Origin of the sequence: Rhodococcus sp. 14-2496-1d (genome assembly GCF_002259365.1) — a bacterium.
In the GTDB taxonomy this organism is placed as follows: domain Bacteria; phylum Actinomycetota; class Actinomycetes; order Mycobacteriales; family Mycobacteriaceae; genus Rhodococcoides.
In genome coordinates, this window is the sequence record NZ_NPFV01000002.1 from 55,058 (window position 1) to 68,077 (window position 13,020).

Here is a 13,020-nt window from a genome sequence, read left to right on the forward strand (position 1 = left end):
CCTTTCGGTCAGAACACGCCAGCCTGTTGGAGGCCCGAGGCGTAGGCCTCGATGCGCTCCCAGGCGCGTTGCAGCGGATCTTGCAGCGCTCGGTCGTCGCCGAACGCGGTCTTCCACTCCCACGGGGATTCGTCATCCCATGCGAGCGTCAGCTTCGACAGGCGGTTCATGTAGATACGCGCCGTCGGGTCGTTGCGGATCGTGTTGCCACCGCGGTCGCCGAGCCAGATGTGCCCTTCGCCCTGGTCGCCGATAAGGAACGGTGACCCGTCGCCGACGTTGATCTCGACGGACTCGTAGGATCGCGTTGCCCAGAAGCCCTGCCGCAGCACCATGAGCGAGGCGAGCGTGTAGGCCTTGCCCGCGCCGTCCTGGAAGAACTCGAAGAATCGGATGAAGCCCGAGTTCTGCGCTCTCGCCAGACTTTTCACCGAGATCCACGCGAGCACGGTGTCTTCGTAGAACGGCCTCAGGAGGGTGTCGACCGATCCGCCGATGCTTCCGATCTGCGCGAGGTTGCCGAGAATGTCGCCGAGAGCTTGAATGCCGGCGCTGATCGCCTCGTTGACGCCGGGCATGGAGTGGCCACCGACGACGACCTGCACGGCCTTCGACGGCACCTGCTTGAACGCGTACGTTTCGATGCCGGTCTCTTCGGCATCGCGCCACACGCAGTACGGCACCGACTTGTGCGTGCCCTTCTTGCCCGCGATGTAGTAATCGGCCGGGATCGCGGTATCGGTGACGAGTTGCGTTGTCGTGTCGATGAAGTCGGATGCGAACTGCTCGAAGGTGCGGAACAGGCCGTCGAACATCGTGCCGCCCGCCGCGGTGCCGGTGAACGTGCCCGATCGATCCTCGAACGAAACGACCAGCGCGCCGTGCTTGACGACTGCACCCGGCCACGGCGGTGGGTCGCCGTTGAACCAGCGGCGCACGTAGGGGGTGATCTCGCCGTCCTCGAGCATGGACTTGGCCATCTCGTACCAGTTCTTCATCCGCGAGATCGCCGCGCCCCAGATCGCGCCCGAGGCCATCGATTCGATGAAGCTGATCGGTTTGACGACGACGCCCCACGTCGACTGATTCAGGTTGAACCAGTTCGACAGTTTCGTCGGATCGTCGGGGATGGCCCAGAGGCTCGACTGCTCTCGAAGCACCTGGAAGAACAGCGAATTGGACAGCACCCACGGCAGGGGACCGGGCAGGATGAACACGCGAGGTGCCTGAAATGCGGCCGGCAAGAAACTGTTGGGCCACACGTGGTACCACTTGAGCTGCTCGAAATCGGAGGTGAACGTCGCGACGACGACCTGATCGCCGTTGTCGCGGAGCTCGAGCGTCACGTCGGACATCAGCCCACCGGGCCGCGCGCCCGTGTAGTCGCAGGAGATGACGACGTTGCGCTTCTCGCCGCGCTGCATCCGGCCCCACGTGTCGACGAGCCACCGGCCCGTCGGGTGGTCGTACGGATGCTCGACGCGAATCGCGCCGGTATCGCCGTCGACGAGCTCGAAGCTCGCTGAGTACTCCATCTGCACGACGTGCTGCAGCTTGGCGTCACCGTCCCACAGGCGCACGAGCGGCGGCACCTTGCGGAGGTTGTCTTCGCGCTCCTTGATCGCCTCGGTCGCCGCCCAGATCGCCTCGCACTGATCAAGGAGTGATGCCGACGTATCGATCGTCATAGAGCTAGTTCCATACCCTGGCAACGCGACCAGAGGCGCGGCTGCACGAGTTGGCACATCGCCCCACCGGCAGGCGCATTCGTCACGGAGACGGGCAGTTGAACTGGTTCAGTGGTGTAAGGCGGAATGACGTATTGGAAGTAGCGACCGGGCACAGGCATCTGGCCGAGCAGATTCGTGTCGTGCGCGTCGCGGACCATCAGCTCTTTCGGGTCCAGATCGACGATCGCGCCACCGTTCGTCGACGTGATCGGCGGCATGATGATCTTGCGCGTCGAGTCGTCGCGGCCGCGCAGTTTGTCGGTGCCGGGCACACGCTTGCCCTTCGGCCCAGTCCACGATTGATCAGGGAGAATCCAGTCACCGCGCGTCAAAATCCACTTGTGCGCCATCGGAATATCCGTCGGATTCGAGACCTCGATGAAGCCTGAGCCTGAGCTGCCCGTCGTCGACCACATCGTCGTAACCGGGTCCTCGTACCAGAACGGCTGGCCCGCGCGGAGCGGGATCACCGGGTTCGAGTAGCCCTGCACGTTCGGGTCGACGCCGGGATCGAAATCGGGCTGCTCGTACAGTTGCACGTCGAGCATCCGCAGACCGGATTGCTCACTGGTGTAGTCGATTCGAGCGAGCTTCGAGTCGGGATCCCAGTCGTCCTCGCGATAGTCGAACGCCTGCCGGAACGCCGAATCGATCGCACCCCACTTGGCCGGCGTCCGGTCGTCGGACAGATGGAAGCCGAGCATCAGGTCGCGCACGAGCCGCTTCCGGCGCTTCATCGAGCCACCGGACTGATGCGGCGACGAGACCCACGTCGTCGACGTCGGCGCGTCGTAGAGCCCCTTCACCTGATCTTGCCCCAGGTAGACACCCTGAGCGCCCTGGCCGACACCGTGGACATTCCACGTGCGGCCGTTGTCGCAGGCCTGAATCTCAACCTTCGCGGACTCGAAAATCGGCGCCGAATACATCAGAACGGCCGACCCGCGTAGCGCACGGCCTGCTTGCTCTGCAGCGCCGTGATCTTGCGAATGATCTCGTCCGCGTTGCTGCCCTCGACCTTGTCGATCCGAATCGAGTAGTCGGCAGGTACCGCAGCCGCGGGCTCCGAACCCAGCAGGCCAGTCACATTGGCAAGCACCTCGTTGGCCCCCGTCGCGTTGTTGATGAGATTGAGACCGGGGCCGACAACGCCGCCCTGATCGAAGATCGGGACGTCCGCAGCCGGGCGTCGCAGCGCCTTGAGCATGTCCTCGACCCAGTTCGGTGCACCGGTCGTGACGGGCTGCTGGTTCGCGAGATCGGTATCGGTGAAGGACTGCGCTGCGTTCGGTGCCTCGGTCAGGATCGGCGTGGTCAGGAAGCGACTCTCGCCGATTCCGAACGGAAGCTGCTCGAAGAACGCGTCGACGGCGACACTCGACAAATCAGCGCCGAGCTTCTTCATGCGGTCAGCGACCGAGAATCGCTGAGGCTCTGCGGGAGTCGCCGCAGATGCCGTTCCGGCCGAGGAAGCGCTGCCGCCTGTGACAATGCGTTCGCCCGTGATCGGATCGACTTCGCCGATGGTTGCAGCGATGTCGGGTGGCGGGTTGAGTAGGGAATCAGGCAGGAAGAACACCTGCGTGAACTGTGGATCGAATGCGCCCGCCGCAGTGCCGCCGTACTGCACGTTGCCGCCTGCGCCACCGGCCTCGACGTTGACGCCGTCGAGAGTGCCGGCCATGTGCTCGGAGTTCACCCCGACCAGGAAGTGCGTGTTGCCATCCCCGGTGCCGCGCTCGAGACCAGCAGTCTGGCCGGCCATGAGGGTCGACGTCGTGTAGAGACGCTTCCGCTCGAGACCCATCAGATCCGAGTGAATCCACGACATAAACATCGAGCAATCGCGGTCACCCCAGATGTAGGACTTGCCGTTGTCGGCCTGCGCATTCGTCCGTGCGCGCTCCACAGCGCCACCGGTGGCGTACGCGCCGACCTGCCCGGCCGCGAGCGCCGCACGGAAGCGGTAGACGCCCTCCTGGCCACCGAGACGGCGAACGTCGTTGACGTCGAGCATGTGCTCGCCAGGCATGCCGAGGATCGGAATCGAGTCGCGTCCCGGTAGCCCTCCGACCAACGGCCCGCCGTTGGCGAACTGACCGCGGTTGATCCGCCGACCAGTCGCAGCCTCGGCCTCGGTGATCGCAGCCGACACCGCGCCGGGGTTCTCGATCGCGAAGTTCACCGACACCTGGCGAGGCTTGAGCAACCCCTGGATGGCCGTTTCGGCTTCCGCGGTCAGTGCTTCGATCTCGACCTGACCGTCGGGCAGTGTGGTGACCTTGTAGTTCAGCCCTTCGAGCCGCTTGATCGCGTCCGCGTCGAGGGTGTCGACGGTGATCTTCTTGTCGTCGGGGACGAGATCGACCTTGCCCTTGAGGATGTCGAGTGCGAGCTGCGACGCGGCCATGTTCGGCTGATCGATGAGTGTGGCCACGACTGACGGGATGCCGATGTACTTGTCGGCCAGGCGCTGCGCCTGATCCCCGACGATGCCGAGGGTGCCGATCTGCTCGAGGAACTTCTGGCGCGATTGCTCGACGACGGTCGCAGCCGCGCCCTGAGCACCTGCGAGGTCGCCGTTCGCGAGACCAGCATCCCGTGCTGCGCGCGCCGCATCGAGCGTTGCTTCCTGCTGCGCCACGGTGACGTCGAGCAGCTTTCGTCCGGCCTCTGTGGCTACGTCGATCGTGTTCGTGTCGAGGTTGACCGTCGGCGCGGCCTCACCTTCCTTCGGCTTCACCGCCTCCTGCGTGTTCGCGAACGCGTCCTGCAGAGTGGAGTTCGCCTGCTCGAGGTCGAGCGGGTTTCCATTCAGCGCATCGATGGCAGCCTTGAGCGCTGAGGTGCGATCCTCGGCAGTCGATGCCGAATCGGAGATCTTGTCGATCGCTTCGGAGAACGCCGAGGCGGTCTCGGTGCCCTGGTCCATCGCGAGGGCGGTGTCCTCTTGAATCCGCTGCGCATCGGACAACTGATCGTTCGTGGTGCCGATGCTCGTAGCCATATCGACTGCGCCGACACCCGCTGCGTCGAGGCTGTTCTTGAGTCGATCGAGCGATGCCACCTTGTCGGTCTCGCTGGCACCAGCAGCCGACAGGGTGGTGTTGTACGCGTCGAGCTTCGACTTGACGTCGTCGTACTTCTCGCTGTTGCCACCGAGCGCTGCGGTGAGATCGTTGAGAGAGACGCCTGCGCGCTCGTAGCCTTCGACGTTGCTCTTGTAGACGTTCGAAGCCTCGGTCGATTTCCGAATGTTCTCCTGGACAACCTTGTTGACGCGACCGAGTGCGCCTTCCTGGTTCAGGTGCGCAGCAACGAGATCGCCCTCGGCGATGCCGTAGTTGCGCGCCGACTCGATCAGTCCGCTCTCGGCGAGGATCTTCGCCTGAGATGCGATGGTGTTCGCGGTGACAGCGCCGGTCTGCGCGTCGAGAGTTCCGCTGAGTGCTTCGACGGCAGCCTTGTTGGCCTCGGCCGCGGCCTTCGCCTCCTGGTTCTTCTTCATCCAGAAGAACAGCGCGGCACCGGCCGCGAGCACAGCGACTCCGAAGGGACCGCCGAGTGCCGACACGATGCCGCCGCCTGCAAGCTTGAGTGCAGTTCCAGATGCTGCAGCCAGACCAGCCGCTGTCGAGAAGCGTGCGGCACCCGTGGCCGCGTTGACGAACGCGCCCTGGATGCCAGCGATCGCGGGACGTGAGGCACCGATCTGCTGAATGGCGGTTCCGAATCTGCCCATCTGGACAGCGCCGACCCGGCTCGTGTTGATGATTCCGCCCTGCGTGGTGGCGAGCATGCGCGTCGTCGCGATCGCACGTGCCGTCGCCGCACTGACGTTGGACAGGATTGGCGGTATGACTTTCCACGCAACGAAGGCTGCGACAACGGCGAGCACGGTATCCGTGTTGCCCGCCAGGCCGTCGAACACCGGCAGGAGGAACGACGACAGCGCGTTGACTGCCGGGATGACTCGACCGGCGATCTCTTCACCGAAGTTACCGAGTGCGTTCTGCGCCTTCGCGATTCCGCCTGCAGTCGTCTCGCCGAATGCCACCGCGCTACCGGCAAACTGCGAATTGACCTCAGCGAGAATGATCTTCTGCGCACCGAGGAGGTCGTTCTGAGCGACCATCTGCTCGATCTGCGTCTTCTGCTCGGCCGAGAACGTGATGCCGACCTTCGCCAGAGCAGAGACGCCCTTGATCGGATCGTTCAGCGCCTTGCCGAGCTGCAGTGCAGAGCCCTTGGCGTCGGTGCCCATCGCGACGGACATATCCGTCATGGCCTGCACGGTCTGGTCGAAGACGTCGTTACCGTCCCCGGCCTGGTTCTGAATGTTCTTGAAGGTCAGCAGGAAGTTGGCACCGGCAACGGTGCCTTCCATCTCGACCGACGTCATCGCCTCGATGTTCTCGGCGAGATCGCCGACGTGCTCGGCGGTAACCTGCGCTGCACCACCGGTCGACTTGATGACCGATGCCGTCTGTGCCGCAAGGGTTTCGACTCCCTGCACATCCTGCAGGGACTGCGTCAGGAAGCTGATTGCCGCCGCGCCGGCCGCGAATCCTGCGATCTCGCCCGTGAAGCTGTCGTTCGCCCCGGGTGCGCTCTCGCCCTGCTCTGCAGCATCACGAGCGTTCGCGGCCTCGTTGGCGTTGACTGCGGCTGCCGAGATCGCACCGCCGACGGTGCTGATTCCGCTCGATGCTTCCGACGAGAACGAGCTCGCGAACCTTGATCCCTGCTCCCGCCCGGCGTTCTCCATCTCCGGTCCGACGTTGCGATTGAGCTCGCCCGCGAGGCCGGGCACCGCGGCGATGAGCGCTGCAGCCTCGGTCGAGAACGACCTGCCGTAGTCCTCGCCTTGGCCCTTGCCGACTCGCGCCAGGGCGGTGCTCTGACGGCCCAGGTCGTTGCTGATCTTCTTCGTCGCCGCGTTGGTGTCGATGCCGCCAGCGAAGGCGGTACCGAAGCGGCTGCCCTGGTCTCGCCCGATGGAGCCGACGCCCGCGAGACCGCGAGTCAGGCCCGTATTGACCCCGCGCTGCGACGTCGACGTGAACGCGTTGCCGAAGTTGTCGCCCTGACTACGACCGGTGCGGGTGACGAGCGAACCAACACGGCCGAGGGAGCCCGTGAATCCGGTACCGAACTTCTGTCCCTGCTCGGTGCCGGATCGCGCGAGTCCCGGTCCAACCTGACGATTGAATTCGGGAACGAAGTTTCTTGCCTCAGGCAGCATGGATACATACGCGACAGCGAGTTCAGTTGCCACGAGCCACCTCCGTATCGGTCGGATCTCCGAGGTCGGCCCACGTCTCACGACGCACAATGCGCCCGATAGTGGATTCCGAGACCTCGTAGGACAGTGCGATTTCCTCGCGGGTGAACTGGCCGGCTTTGGACAGTGACCGAATGGCGATCGCCTGATCGGCCGTGAGCTTGCCGCGGCGAACAGGCTCGTCGGCGACCGCGTGCAGGTGGTACTCGCGTGCGACCTTCTCGGCCATCTGATCCATTGGGATGGCCTTGCCGCCGTAGTGCTTGGTGTTCGAGTTCTCGTCCTCGACACCGGGCCGCGGCAGTGGCTTCGGGCGGCGAATGCCTTTCGCGCCGTCCCGACTGATCATCCAATTGTGTTCAGCCTGTTTGTCGTACAGCAACGCGAGGAGATAGTCAGTGTGCGACCACATCCACGCGTCGGGGTTCAGCTTCCTGACGAGCGCGCTTTCGCGCGGGAGGTGCTCGATGATCGTGAGGAGGTCGCGGAGCGAGAAGTCCTCTTTGCCGATCCAGCGGAGGCGGAGGCCTTTGTCGATGAGGTCGGCTTCGACGGCCCCTCCGTGGTCGGCGAGGACGACGCAGAGGCCGAGGATTCCGGGATTGCCACCGCAGACGACTCGGTCCACTTATCGGACAGCCACCCGATCTGCGACGGGTCGAGTTTCGGAATGACCTCGGTCAGGTCGGAATTGAGCATCACGGCCAGTTCGCGTACCAGGTCGTATTGCTGCGCGACGGTCAACTTCAGCTTCGATGCCTCGATGGCGCGCTTGCCGGCGTCCGAGTCGGGGTTGATGTACTCGAGCTTCGGAAGGCTGAACGTGGCGAGTGTTCCGGCCTCGTCGATGGGAACGTCGAACTCCCAACGATTCTCGGGTATTAGGTGAGCGGGGAGTGGCATGACGTCGCGCTTGGTGACCATTGCAGCGGCCCTTTCCAGATTTGGCAGCGGCCCTAGGTCCCGCCCGGTCAAGGCAGGGCCGCTGCATGGTTACCTTCACCGGGCGGGATTGGGTGCGGACTATGCGCCGGAGAAGACGCCGTCGTTCGCGTACTCGTAGAGCTTGTTGCCGAGCGAATCGGCGAAGCACTCGATGGTGAGTTGGCGGCTGATCACGTTGGTGTGCACCAGCTGCGAGTCACCGAGCGTGGTCACCTGACCGTCAGGCACCCACAGCCGCAGGCGCTTGTTGTCGTCGATGACGTCGACGCACCACGTCTTGTGCGGCAACTTCTTCGCGTTCTTCACCGACGCGATGCGCTTACCGACCGTCGAGGTGGCGGGGGTGACAACGACGTTCGAGTCACCCGAAACAGCCTTGGCCACTTCCTCGTTGAGGAATTCGAGCACCGAGAACTGCAGGGTCACTGTGTGATCGGTCTGCACGACGAGAACGGTGTCGCCGCCGAACGCCTTGATCTTGGTGGTGTCGCGACCCTCGGTGAGAGTCACGCCGTCCTCGCCGATGTAGCCGAGCGACTTCAGTGCTGCGTTGAGCGCGGTGGACTCGTTGGTGGGCCCCGTCGTCGCGAGCGGACCCCAGAAGATGGGGCCGGTGACGGGCGGCAGTGCGTTGAATACGTTGGCGGCAGTCTGCGCCATGATCGGCCCCTTTCAGGCACGTTGCAGCGGCCCTGATGGGGAGGGGTGAAGCAGCCCGGCCGACAGAGCGGCCGGGACAGTCAGTTGGTCGTCGGCGCGAGTGCGAACGAGACCGTGCACTGGTACCGAGGGAGGTCGGTACGTGGGTCAGGAAAGTAGGTCGGTTCGCCGACGGACATCATGTAGCGCACCCAGGCGTCACCGACCGAACCCCGGGTTGCCATCGCGATCGCGTACACACGCTCGCAGAGATTCGCAGCATCGTCACGGTCGACGTCCCAGCATTCGAGGATCGTCGAGCGCACTGTTGTAACGAGATTCGGACGAGACGAGGGGCCACCCGCGGTGACCTTCACGATGCGGCCAGGGCGGTCGGGCGACGGAATCGTGTCGGATACGAGCGCATCGTCACCGAGGTTCGTGAGAGCGCCACTCAGTCGCAGAATGCCGACGGGCTCGATCGGAGGGAAGGTGATCACCTCGAAGGTTGGGATCACGAGCCCGCTCCCAGGTTGTTGACGAGCGTGTTGTCGCGCGCGTTGCGCACCATTGCGACGGGCGTCGCCGTGACCACTGTGCCGCGCACGCGCGTCTTGCCTTGCGTGACCTTCGCCTCGAAACCTTCGCCGCACGCTGCAGCAATGGCCTCGACGTGCCGTCTGATGAGCTTCTCGACCGGCGCCGATTTTCTCATCGCGGAGAACCCCGCGATGTTCCACACGAAGCGCACAGCCATCAGTCGAGCCTCGTCGTGTGCTTGCTCGTGGTGACGATCGATGCGGCGGGGATGGTCAGACGCACCGCGGGCACGATCCCGCCCTCGTCGCCGAGGTTGTGCAGGACGGGTTCTACCTCGGTGAAGAAGAACGGGATCGTCGAACCGTCGATGGTGATCTCGACGCCGTCGGAGGTGTCGACCGAGATGTTCTGCGCGAGCTCGTGCTTCTTCGGCATTACCCTGCAACCCCTTTCAGTCGAATAACGACGCCGTGGCGACGTCCACCGGGTCGCGAGTTGGTCCAGCGGTCGGGCTTGCCGTCGACCTCGTATCGATCGCCGAACACCTCGACGCGGTCGTATTCAGTGAGGTCCACACCGGCACGGAAGTAGAGGGTCGGTGCGGAGACGATCGCGTTGCGCCCCGGTTCGTGCGGCTCGGGCGCGCCTGCCGGCGCGAACTGCCGTGCGCGGACCGTGCGCGTCGGGGTATCGGAGTACGTACGAACCCGGGTGCCGCGGTTGTTCGCCGGTTGAAGTGTCGGCTTGAAGACCTTGACCTCAACGCTCATATGCTCGGCAGTCGGTAGACGTCGAGGATTGCTTGCTCGTGCGCGAACAGTCCGAGACCGCCACCCGACCCGGCCGACAACTGTGCGGCTGAGAACGTGAACGGTCCCGCATTGTCCGCGACTGCGCCCGATGGAGAGGATGCCGCGCGCGCCGCGAGTGCGTAGATCGTCAACACGAGATCGTCGGCGTGGGAGTAGCCGTCGCGCAACGATACTGAGATCGATCGATACCGGTTCGTCCACGCGCCGTAGCTACGTCGAACCATGCCCATCTGTGACCACTCGAAGTCGATTTCGGGTATCAGCGCGACGCCGTTCTCGGTGATCGCGGTGATCTCGACGACGCGGAGAGTGGGCAGGATCAATTCGGTGGCACCAGAACCGTCTTCGACGATGGTTCGTTCCTTCACGGGGAAGACGTGCCAGCCGCAGTAGTTGCGAACGGCCAACGTCGCCGCCGCGAGAAACGAGCGCGAAAGATCGTCGGTCTGAGAGAGTTCGACTCCCTCGACGAACTGCTCGAGCTCTGCGAGATCGCCGAGGATCTCGGCCTCGTCGGCGACGACGGGCTCGGTCATTCTGCTGTCGCAGCCTTGTTGGCGGGCGACGTGACAGCCTTGTTGGCCGGCGCTTTCGGCGCGGCCTTCGCGGCAGCGTCGTCGGCTGCCTTCTTGGCAGCGTCGGCGTCGGCCTTCTTCTGTTCCTCGGCCACTCGCTTCTCCTCCTTCGCGGCAGCCTCTTCGGCTGCCTTCTGGGCTGCAGCCTCGATGCGTGCCGAGGTCTTGTCCGCAGCCTTGAGTCCGCGCTTCTTGGCGTCCTCTGCGTTGAGCTGCAGGGTGGCCGGGTAGCCGTTGATTTCGACGGTGTACTCGTCGAGGTCGGTATCTGCCATCGTTCCGATTCCCTCCTGATCTGGTGCTCCAGTCGGGCGCGGGACCAGAGCCGCCGCGCCCGACTGGGTGCTAATGAGAGCCATCGCTTATGCGGTGGCGACCTTGACGAACGCGGTCGGTCGGACGACGGCGAACGCGATGCGCTCCTCGGCGAGGATCGCGACCATGTTGCGGATGAAGAAGTCGGCGTGCGAATCGGTCATCGTGACCGTGGTCTGCTCGCGGTCCCACAGGACGGCCTTGGTGAAGTCGCCGAGCAGGCCTTCGCCGTCGGGCTGAGACTCCGACTCGACGATCGGCAGGCCCCACAGGGTGCGGGGGCCCATCGCGAACGGTCCGGCACCGCGGTAGCGGCCTTCCAGATCCTTCGCGAGATCGACCTTCTCGACGTCGGCGGGCGAGAGAACGATGCCGTTCGGAGCGACGCGGCCGATGGTGCGCGCCTTGGTGATCGCCTTGCGCACGGACTCGAACATGTCGGTCGAGAAGGCCTGCGTCTGCAATCCCGACCAGTTGCGGATGCCGGTCAGGTTCTCACCGGAGCCGTTGCCGTTGAGGATCTGGGCCTCTTCGGCCTCCGCGATGTCCGCGCGGAGCTCGTCATTGATGAGTCCTTCGAGCTGGCCCACGTCGGCGAGTGCGCGCTTCGTGGCGGGCACCCACTCAGCGATGGTCCGCACGGTGGCGGTCTTGCGCTCGAAAGCCCATGCGCCCTCAGGCTTGTAGCCACCACCGGCTGCCTGAACCAGCGCGCCTGCGGTGCCGGGAGCGGTCGGGGCCGCGCTCGTCGTCGCCTCGGCGACGGTCGCCGCCGCGTTGGTGTGCGAGGTCTGCTGCACGTACTCGACCGTGTCCGATCCGGTGGTGCGCACCGAGACCAGATTGCGGATCTTGAGCTCCTTGCGGCCGAGCATCTCGACGATGCCGGTCTGCTCGTTGACCACGAACGTTCCGGCCGAGGTGTCGGAGCCGCCGACGAACAGCGACTTGACGGCGATCGGATCGGTGCGGAACGGGGTGCCGGACGGAATGCGACCGTCCTTGTAGGGGGCCATCGCCGCCTTGAACTCGTGCGACTCGACCAGCTGCAGGCCGAGCGACTTGACGCGCTCGCGAACGGTCCCGCCGCCGCCCTTCGTCTCGTCGCCGGTTTCGAGCGGCTCGCCGATCTCGTCGACGATCTTCGCGGCCTCGTCGAGCACGGCCTGATCGGCCTTCGCCGCCTTGACCTGTTCGAGCAGGTCGCGGCCCTTCTGCATCTCCTGATCGAAGGTGCCGCGCTCGTCGGCGGTCATCTCCCGCGACTCGGAGTCGGCCTTCTCGGCGATCTCGCGAGCCTTCTTGACGGCGGCGACGGCCGCACCCTGCAGATTCTTGAGCCTTGCGCTCATTGGTTGCCTCCTCGGCAGTAGTGGAATGTCATGCGCTGAGTTCGATTTCGATCTCAAGCGCGTCCAGCAGCGCCGAGGTGTCGACGGACGGGTTGACGCCGGGCTCCTCCGACTTGACCCCTGAGGGCTCCTCGTCGTTGGCCGCAGCTTGACCGCTGGCCTTCTCCTCGTCGGTATCGAGAACAGCGAGCACACGACCCAGAGAGTCGTAGGCTGTGCGCAGCTCGGTCTCGTTCTTGGCCGAGATCACTCGGCCGGCCTTGATGTCCTCGGCGATACGGTCGGCGACTTGGCCGGCCGACTTCACGCCGAGAATTTCGGTCTCCTGATTCGCGCCGATCGGCACGACCGAGACCTCGTACAGGTGCAGCTTGCGGAGCGCGTAGTACGACTCCTTCTCGCCGCCCGCCGCGTCGGCGCGCTCGGCGTATCCGCCATCGAGCACGTCGTAGGCGAAACTCATCTGCTCGACGCGCTTGCCCTTGAGCAGGCGATAGACCTGCGGAGCCTTCGAGCCCGGCAGGGGGTTCTCGAGGTCGATCTTGATGTGGACCTTGAGGCCCTTTTCGTCTTCCTCCGCCGACAGAACGTGCCCGATGTTGTAGTCCGGGTCGCTCATGTTGTGGCCCCAGAGAGCCGGGATCGGCGCATCCTTCGAGTTCCAGGCGGCGAGCGTGTCCGTGAATGCGCCCGGTTCGACGATGTCGCCGTACGAATCCTTGTTGCCGAACACGCTTGCGTACGCGATGAATTCACCCTCGCCGAGACCGTCGTCGGGTCCGACCTTGAGCGAGGCGAGGGTGCATGCCTTGGTGATCATGTTCATTC

The 13,020-nt window shown here is 64.6% G+C and carries 14 protein-coding genes; all 14 read right to left on the reverse strand.

Annotated features, from left to right (window positions below):
* Window positions 1–8: 8 nt before the first annotated feature.
* Window positions 9–1,688: a hypothetical protein gene (locus tag CH296_RS00360; RefSeq protein WP_094683729.1), complete on the reverse strand. Its 1,680-nt coding sequence runs from the start codon at window positions 1,686–1,688 to the stop codon at window positions 9–11.
* Window positions 1,685–2,659 carry a hypothetical protein gene (locus CH296_RS00365; protein WP_094683730.1) on the reverse strand — a complete coding sequence of 325 codons (975 nt, stop codon included), beginning with the start codon at window positions 2,657–2,659 and terminating at the stop codon, window positions 1,685–1,687. Before CH296_RS00365 ends, CH296_RS00360 begins: the two co-directional genes overlap by 4 nt.
* Window positions 2,659–7,008, reverse strand: coding sequence for a hypothetical protein (locus CH296_RS00370; protein ID WP_094683731.1), 4,350 nt, complete (start codon window positions 7,006–7,008; stop codon window positions 2,659–2,661). The genes CH296_RS00365 and CH296_RS00370 overlap by 1 nt, the downstream gene beginning before the upstream one ends.
* Window positions 6,998–7,363, reverse strand: a complete 366-nt coding sequence (locus tag CH296_RS00375) for a hypothetical protein (RefSeq protein WP_143546284.1) — start codon at window positions 7,361–7,363, stop codon at window positions 6,998–7,000. The genes CH296_RS00370 and CH296_RS00375 overlap by 11 nt, the downstream gene beginning before the upstream one ends.
* Window positions 7,364–7,440: 77 nt before the next feature.
* Window positions 7,441–7,938, reverse strand: coding sequence for a hypothetical protein (locus tag CH296_RS00380; protein WP_094683733.1), 498 nt, complete (start codon window positions 7,936–7,938; stop codon window positions 7,441–7,443).
* A 99-nt stretch (window positions 7,939–8,037) separates the two neighbouring features.
* Window positions 8,038–8,619 carry a hypothetical protein gene (locus tag CH296_RS00385; protein ID WP_094683734.1) on the reverse strand — a complete coding sequence of 194 codons (582 nt, stop codon included), beginning with the start codon at window positions 8,617–8,619 and terminating at the stop codon, window positions 8,038–8,040.
* Between the two features lie 80 nt (window positions 8,620–8,699).
* Window positions 8,700–9,116, reverse strand: coding sequence for a hypothetical protein (locus CH296_RS00390; RefSeq protein ID WP_094683735.1), 417 nt, complete (start codon window positions 9,114–9,116; stop codon window positions 8,700–8,702).
* Window positions 9,113–9,355, reverse strand: a complete 243-nt coding sequence (locus CH296_RS00395; RefSeq protein WP_094683736.1) for a hypothetical protein — start codon at window positions 9,353–9,355, stop codon at window positions 9,113–9,115. Before CH296_RS00395 ends, CH296_RS00390 begins: the two co-directional genes overlap by 4 nt.
* On the reverse strand, window positions 9,355–9,573 hold the full coding sequence (locus CH296_RS00400) for a hypothetical protein (RefSeq protein WP_094683737.1): 219 nt from the start codon (window positions 9,571–9,573) through the stop codon (window positions 9,355–9,357). Before CH296_RS00400 ends, CH296_RS00395 begins: the two co-directional genes overlap by 1 nt.
* Window positions 9,573–9,908: a hypothetical protein gene (locus CH296_RS00405; RefSeq protein WP_094683738.1), complete on the reverse strand. Its 336-nt coding sequence runs from the start codon at window positions 9,906–9,908 to the stop codon at window positions 9,573–9,575. The genes CH296_RS00400 and CH296_RS00405 overlap by 1 nt, the downstream gene beginning before the upstream one ends.
* Complete coding sequence (locus CH296_RS00410; protein ID WP_094683739.1) at window positions 9,905–10,486, reverse strand: hypothetical protein; 582 nt, start codon at window positions 10,484–10,486, stop codon at window positions 9,905–9,907. Before CH296_RS00410 ends, CH296_RS00405 begins: the two co-directional genes overlap by 4 nt.
* Window positions 10,483–10,800, reverse strand: a complete 318-nt coding sequence (locus tag CH296_RS00415) for a hypothetical protein (RefSeq protein ID WP_143546285.1) — start codon at window positions 10,798–10,800, stop codon at window positions 10,483–10,485. Before CH296_RS00415 ends, CH296_RS00410 begins: the two co-directional genes overlap by 4 nt.
* Window positions 10,801–10,887: 87 nt before the next feature.
* Window positions 10,888–12,192 carry a phage major capsid protein gene (locus tag CH296_RS00420; protein ID WP_094683741.1) on the reverse strand — a complete coding sequence of 435 codons (1,305 nt, stop codon included), beginning with the start codon at window positions 12,190–12,192 and terminating at the stop codon, window positions 10,888–10,890.
* Window positions 12,193–12,220: 28 nt separating this feature from the next.
* Window positions 12,221–13,012 carry an HK97 family phage prohead protease gene (locus CH296_RS00425; RefSeq protein ID WP_094683795.1) on the reverse strand — a complete coding sequence of 264 codons (792 nt, stop codon included), beginning with the start codon at window positions 13,010–13,012 and terminating at the stop codon, window positions 12,221–12,223.
* Window positions 13,013–13,020 lie beyond the last annotated feature (8 nt).

What these genes read in the sequence shown, in the direction of transcription:
- CH296_RS00365 (WP_094683730.1), bottom strand. Translation starts at nt 2,659, where the DNA reads ATGTATTCGGCGCCGATTTTCGAGTCCGCGAAGGTTGAGATTCAGGCC.
- CH296_RS00395 (WP_094683736.1), bottom strand. Translation starts at nt 9,355, where the DNA reads ATGGCTGTGCGCTTCGTGTGGAACATCGCGGGGTTCTCCGCGATGAGA.
- CH296_RS00405 (WP_094683738.1), bottom strand. Translation starts at nt 9,908, where the DNA reads ATGAGCGTTGAGGTCAAGGTCTTCAAGCCGACACTTCAACCGGCGAAC.
- CH296_RS00425 (WP_094683795.1), bottom strand. Translation starts at nt 13,012, where the DNA reads ATGATCACCAAGGCATGCACCCTCGCCTCGCTCAAGGTCGGACCCGAC.
- CH296_RS00360 (WP_094683729.1), bottom strand. Translation starts at nt 1,688, where the DNA reads ATGACGATCGATACGTCGGCATCACTCCTTGATCAGTGCGAGGCGATC.
- CH296_RS00415 (WP_143546285.1), bottom strand. Translation starts at nt 10,800, where the DNA reads ATGGCAGATACCGACCTCGACGAGTACACCGTCGAAATCAACGGCTAC.
- CH296_RS00375 (WP_143546284.1), bottom strand. Translation starts at nt 7,363, where the DNA reads ATGATCAGTCGGGACGGCGCGAAAGGCATTCGCCGCCCGAAGCCACTG.
- CH296_RS00385 (WP_094683734.1), bottom strand. Translation starts at nt 8,619, where the DNA reads ATGGCGCAGACTGCCGCCAACGTATTCAACGCACTGCCGCCCGTCACC.
- CH296_RS00410 (WP_094683739.1), bottom strand. Translation starts at nt 10,486, where the DNA reads ATGACCGAGCCCGTCGTCGCCGACGAGGCCGAGATCCTCGGCGATCTC.
- CH296_RS00400 (WP_094683737.1), bottom strand. Translation starts at nt 9,573, where the DNA reads ATGCCGAAGAAGCACGAGCTCGCGCAGAACATCTCGGTCGACACCTCC.
- CH296_RS00380 (WP_094683733.1), bottom strand. Translation starts at nt 7,938, where the DNA reads ATGGTCACCAAGCGCGACGTCATGCCACTCCCCGCTCACCTAATACCC.
- CH296_RS00420 (WP_094683741.1), bottom strand. Translation starts at nt 12,192, where the DNA reads ATGAGCGCAAGGCTCAAGAATCTGCAGGGTGCGGCCGTCGCCGCCGTC.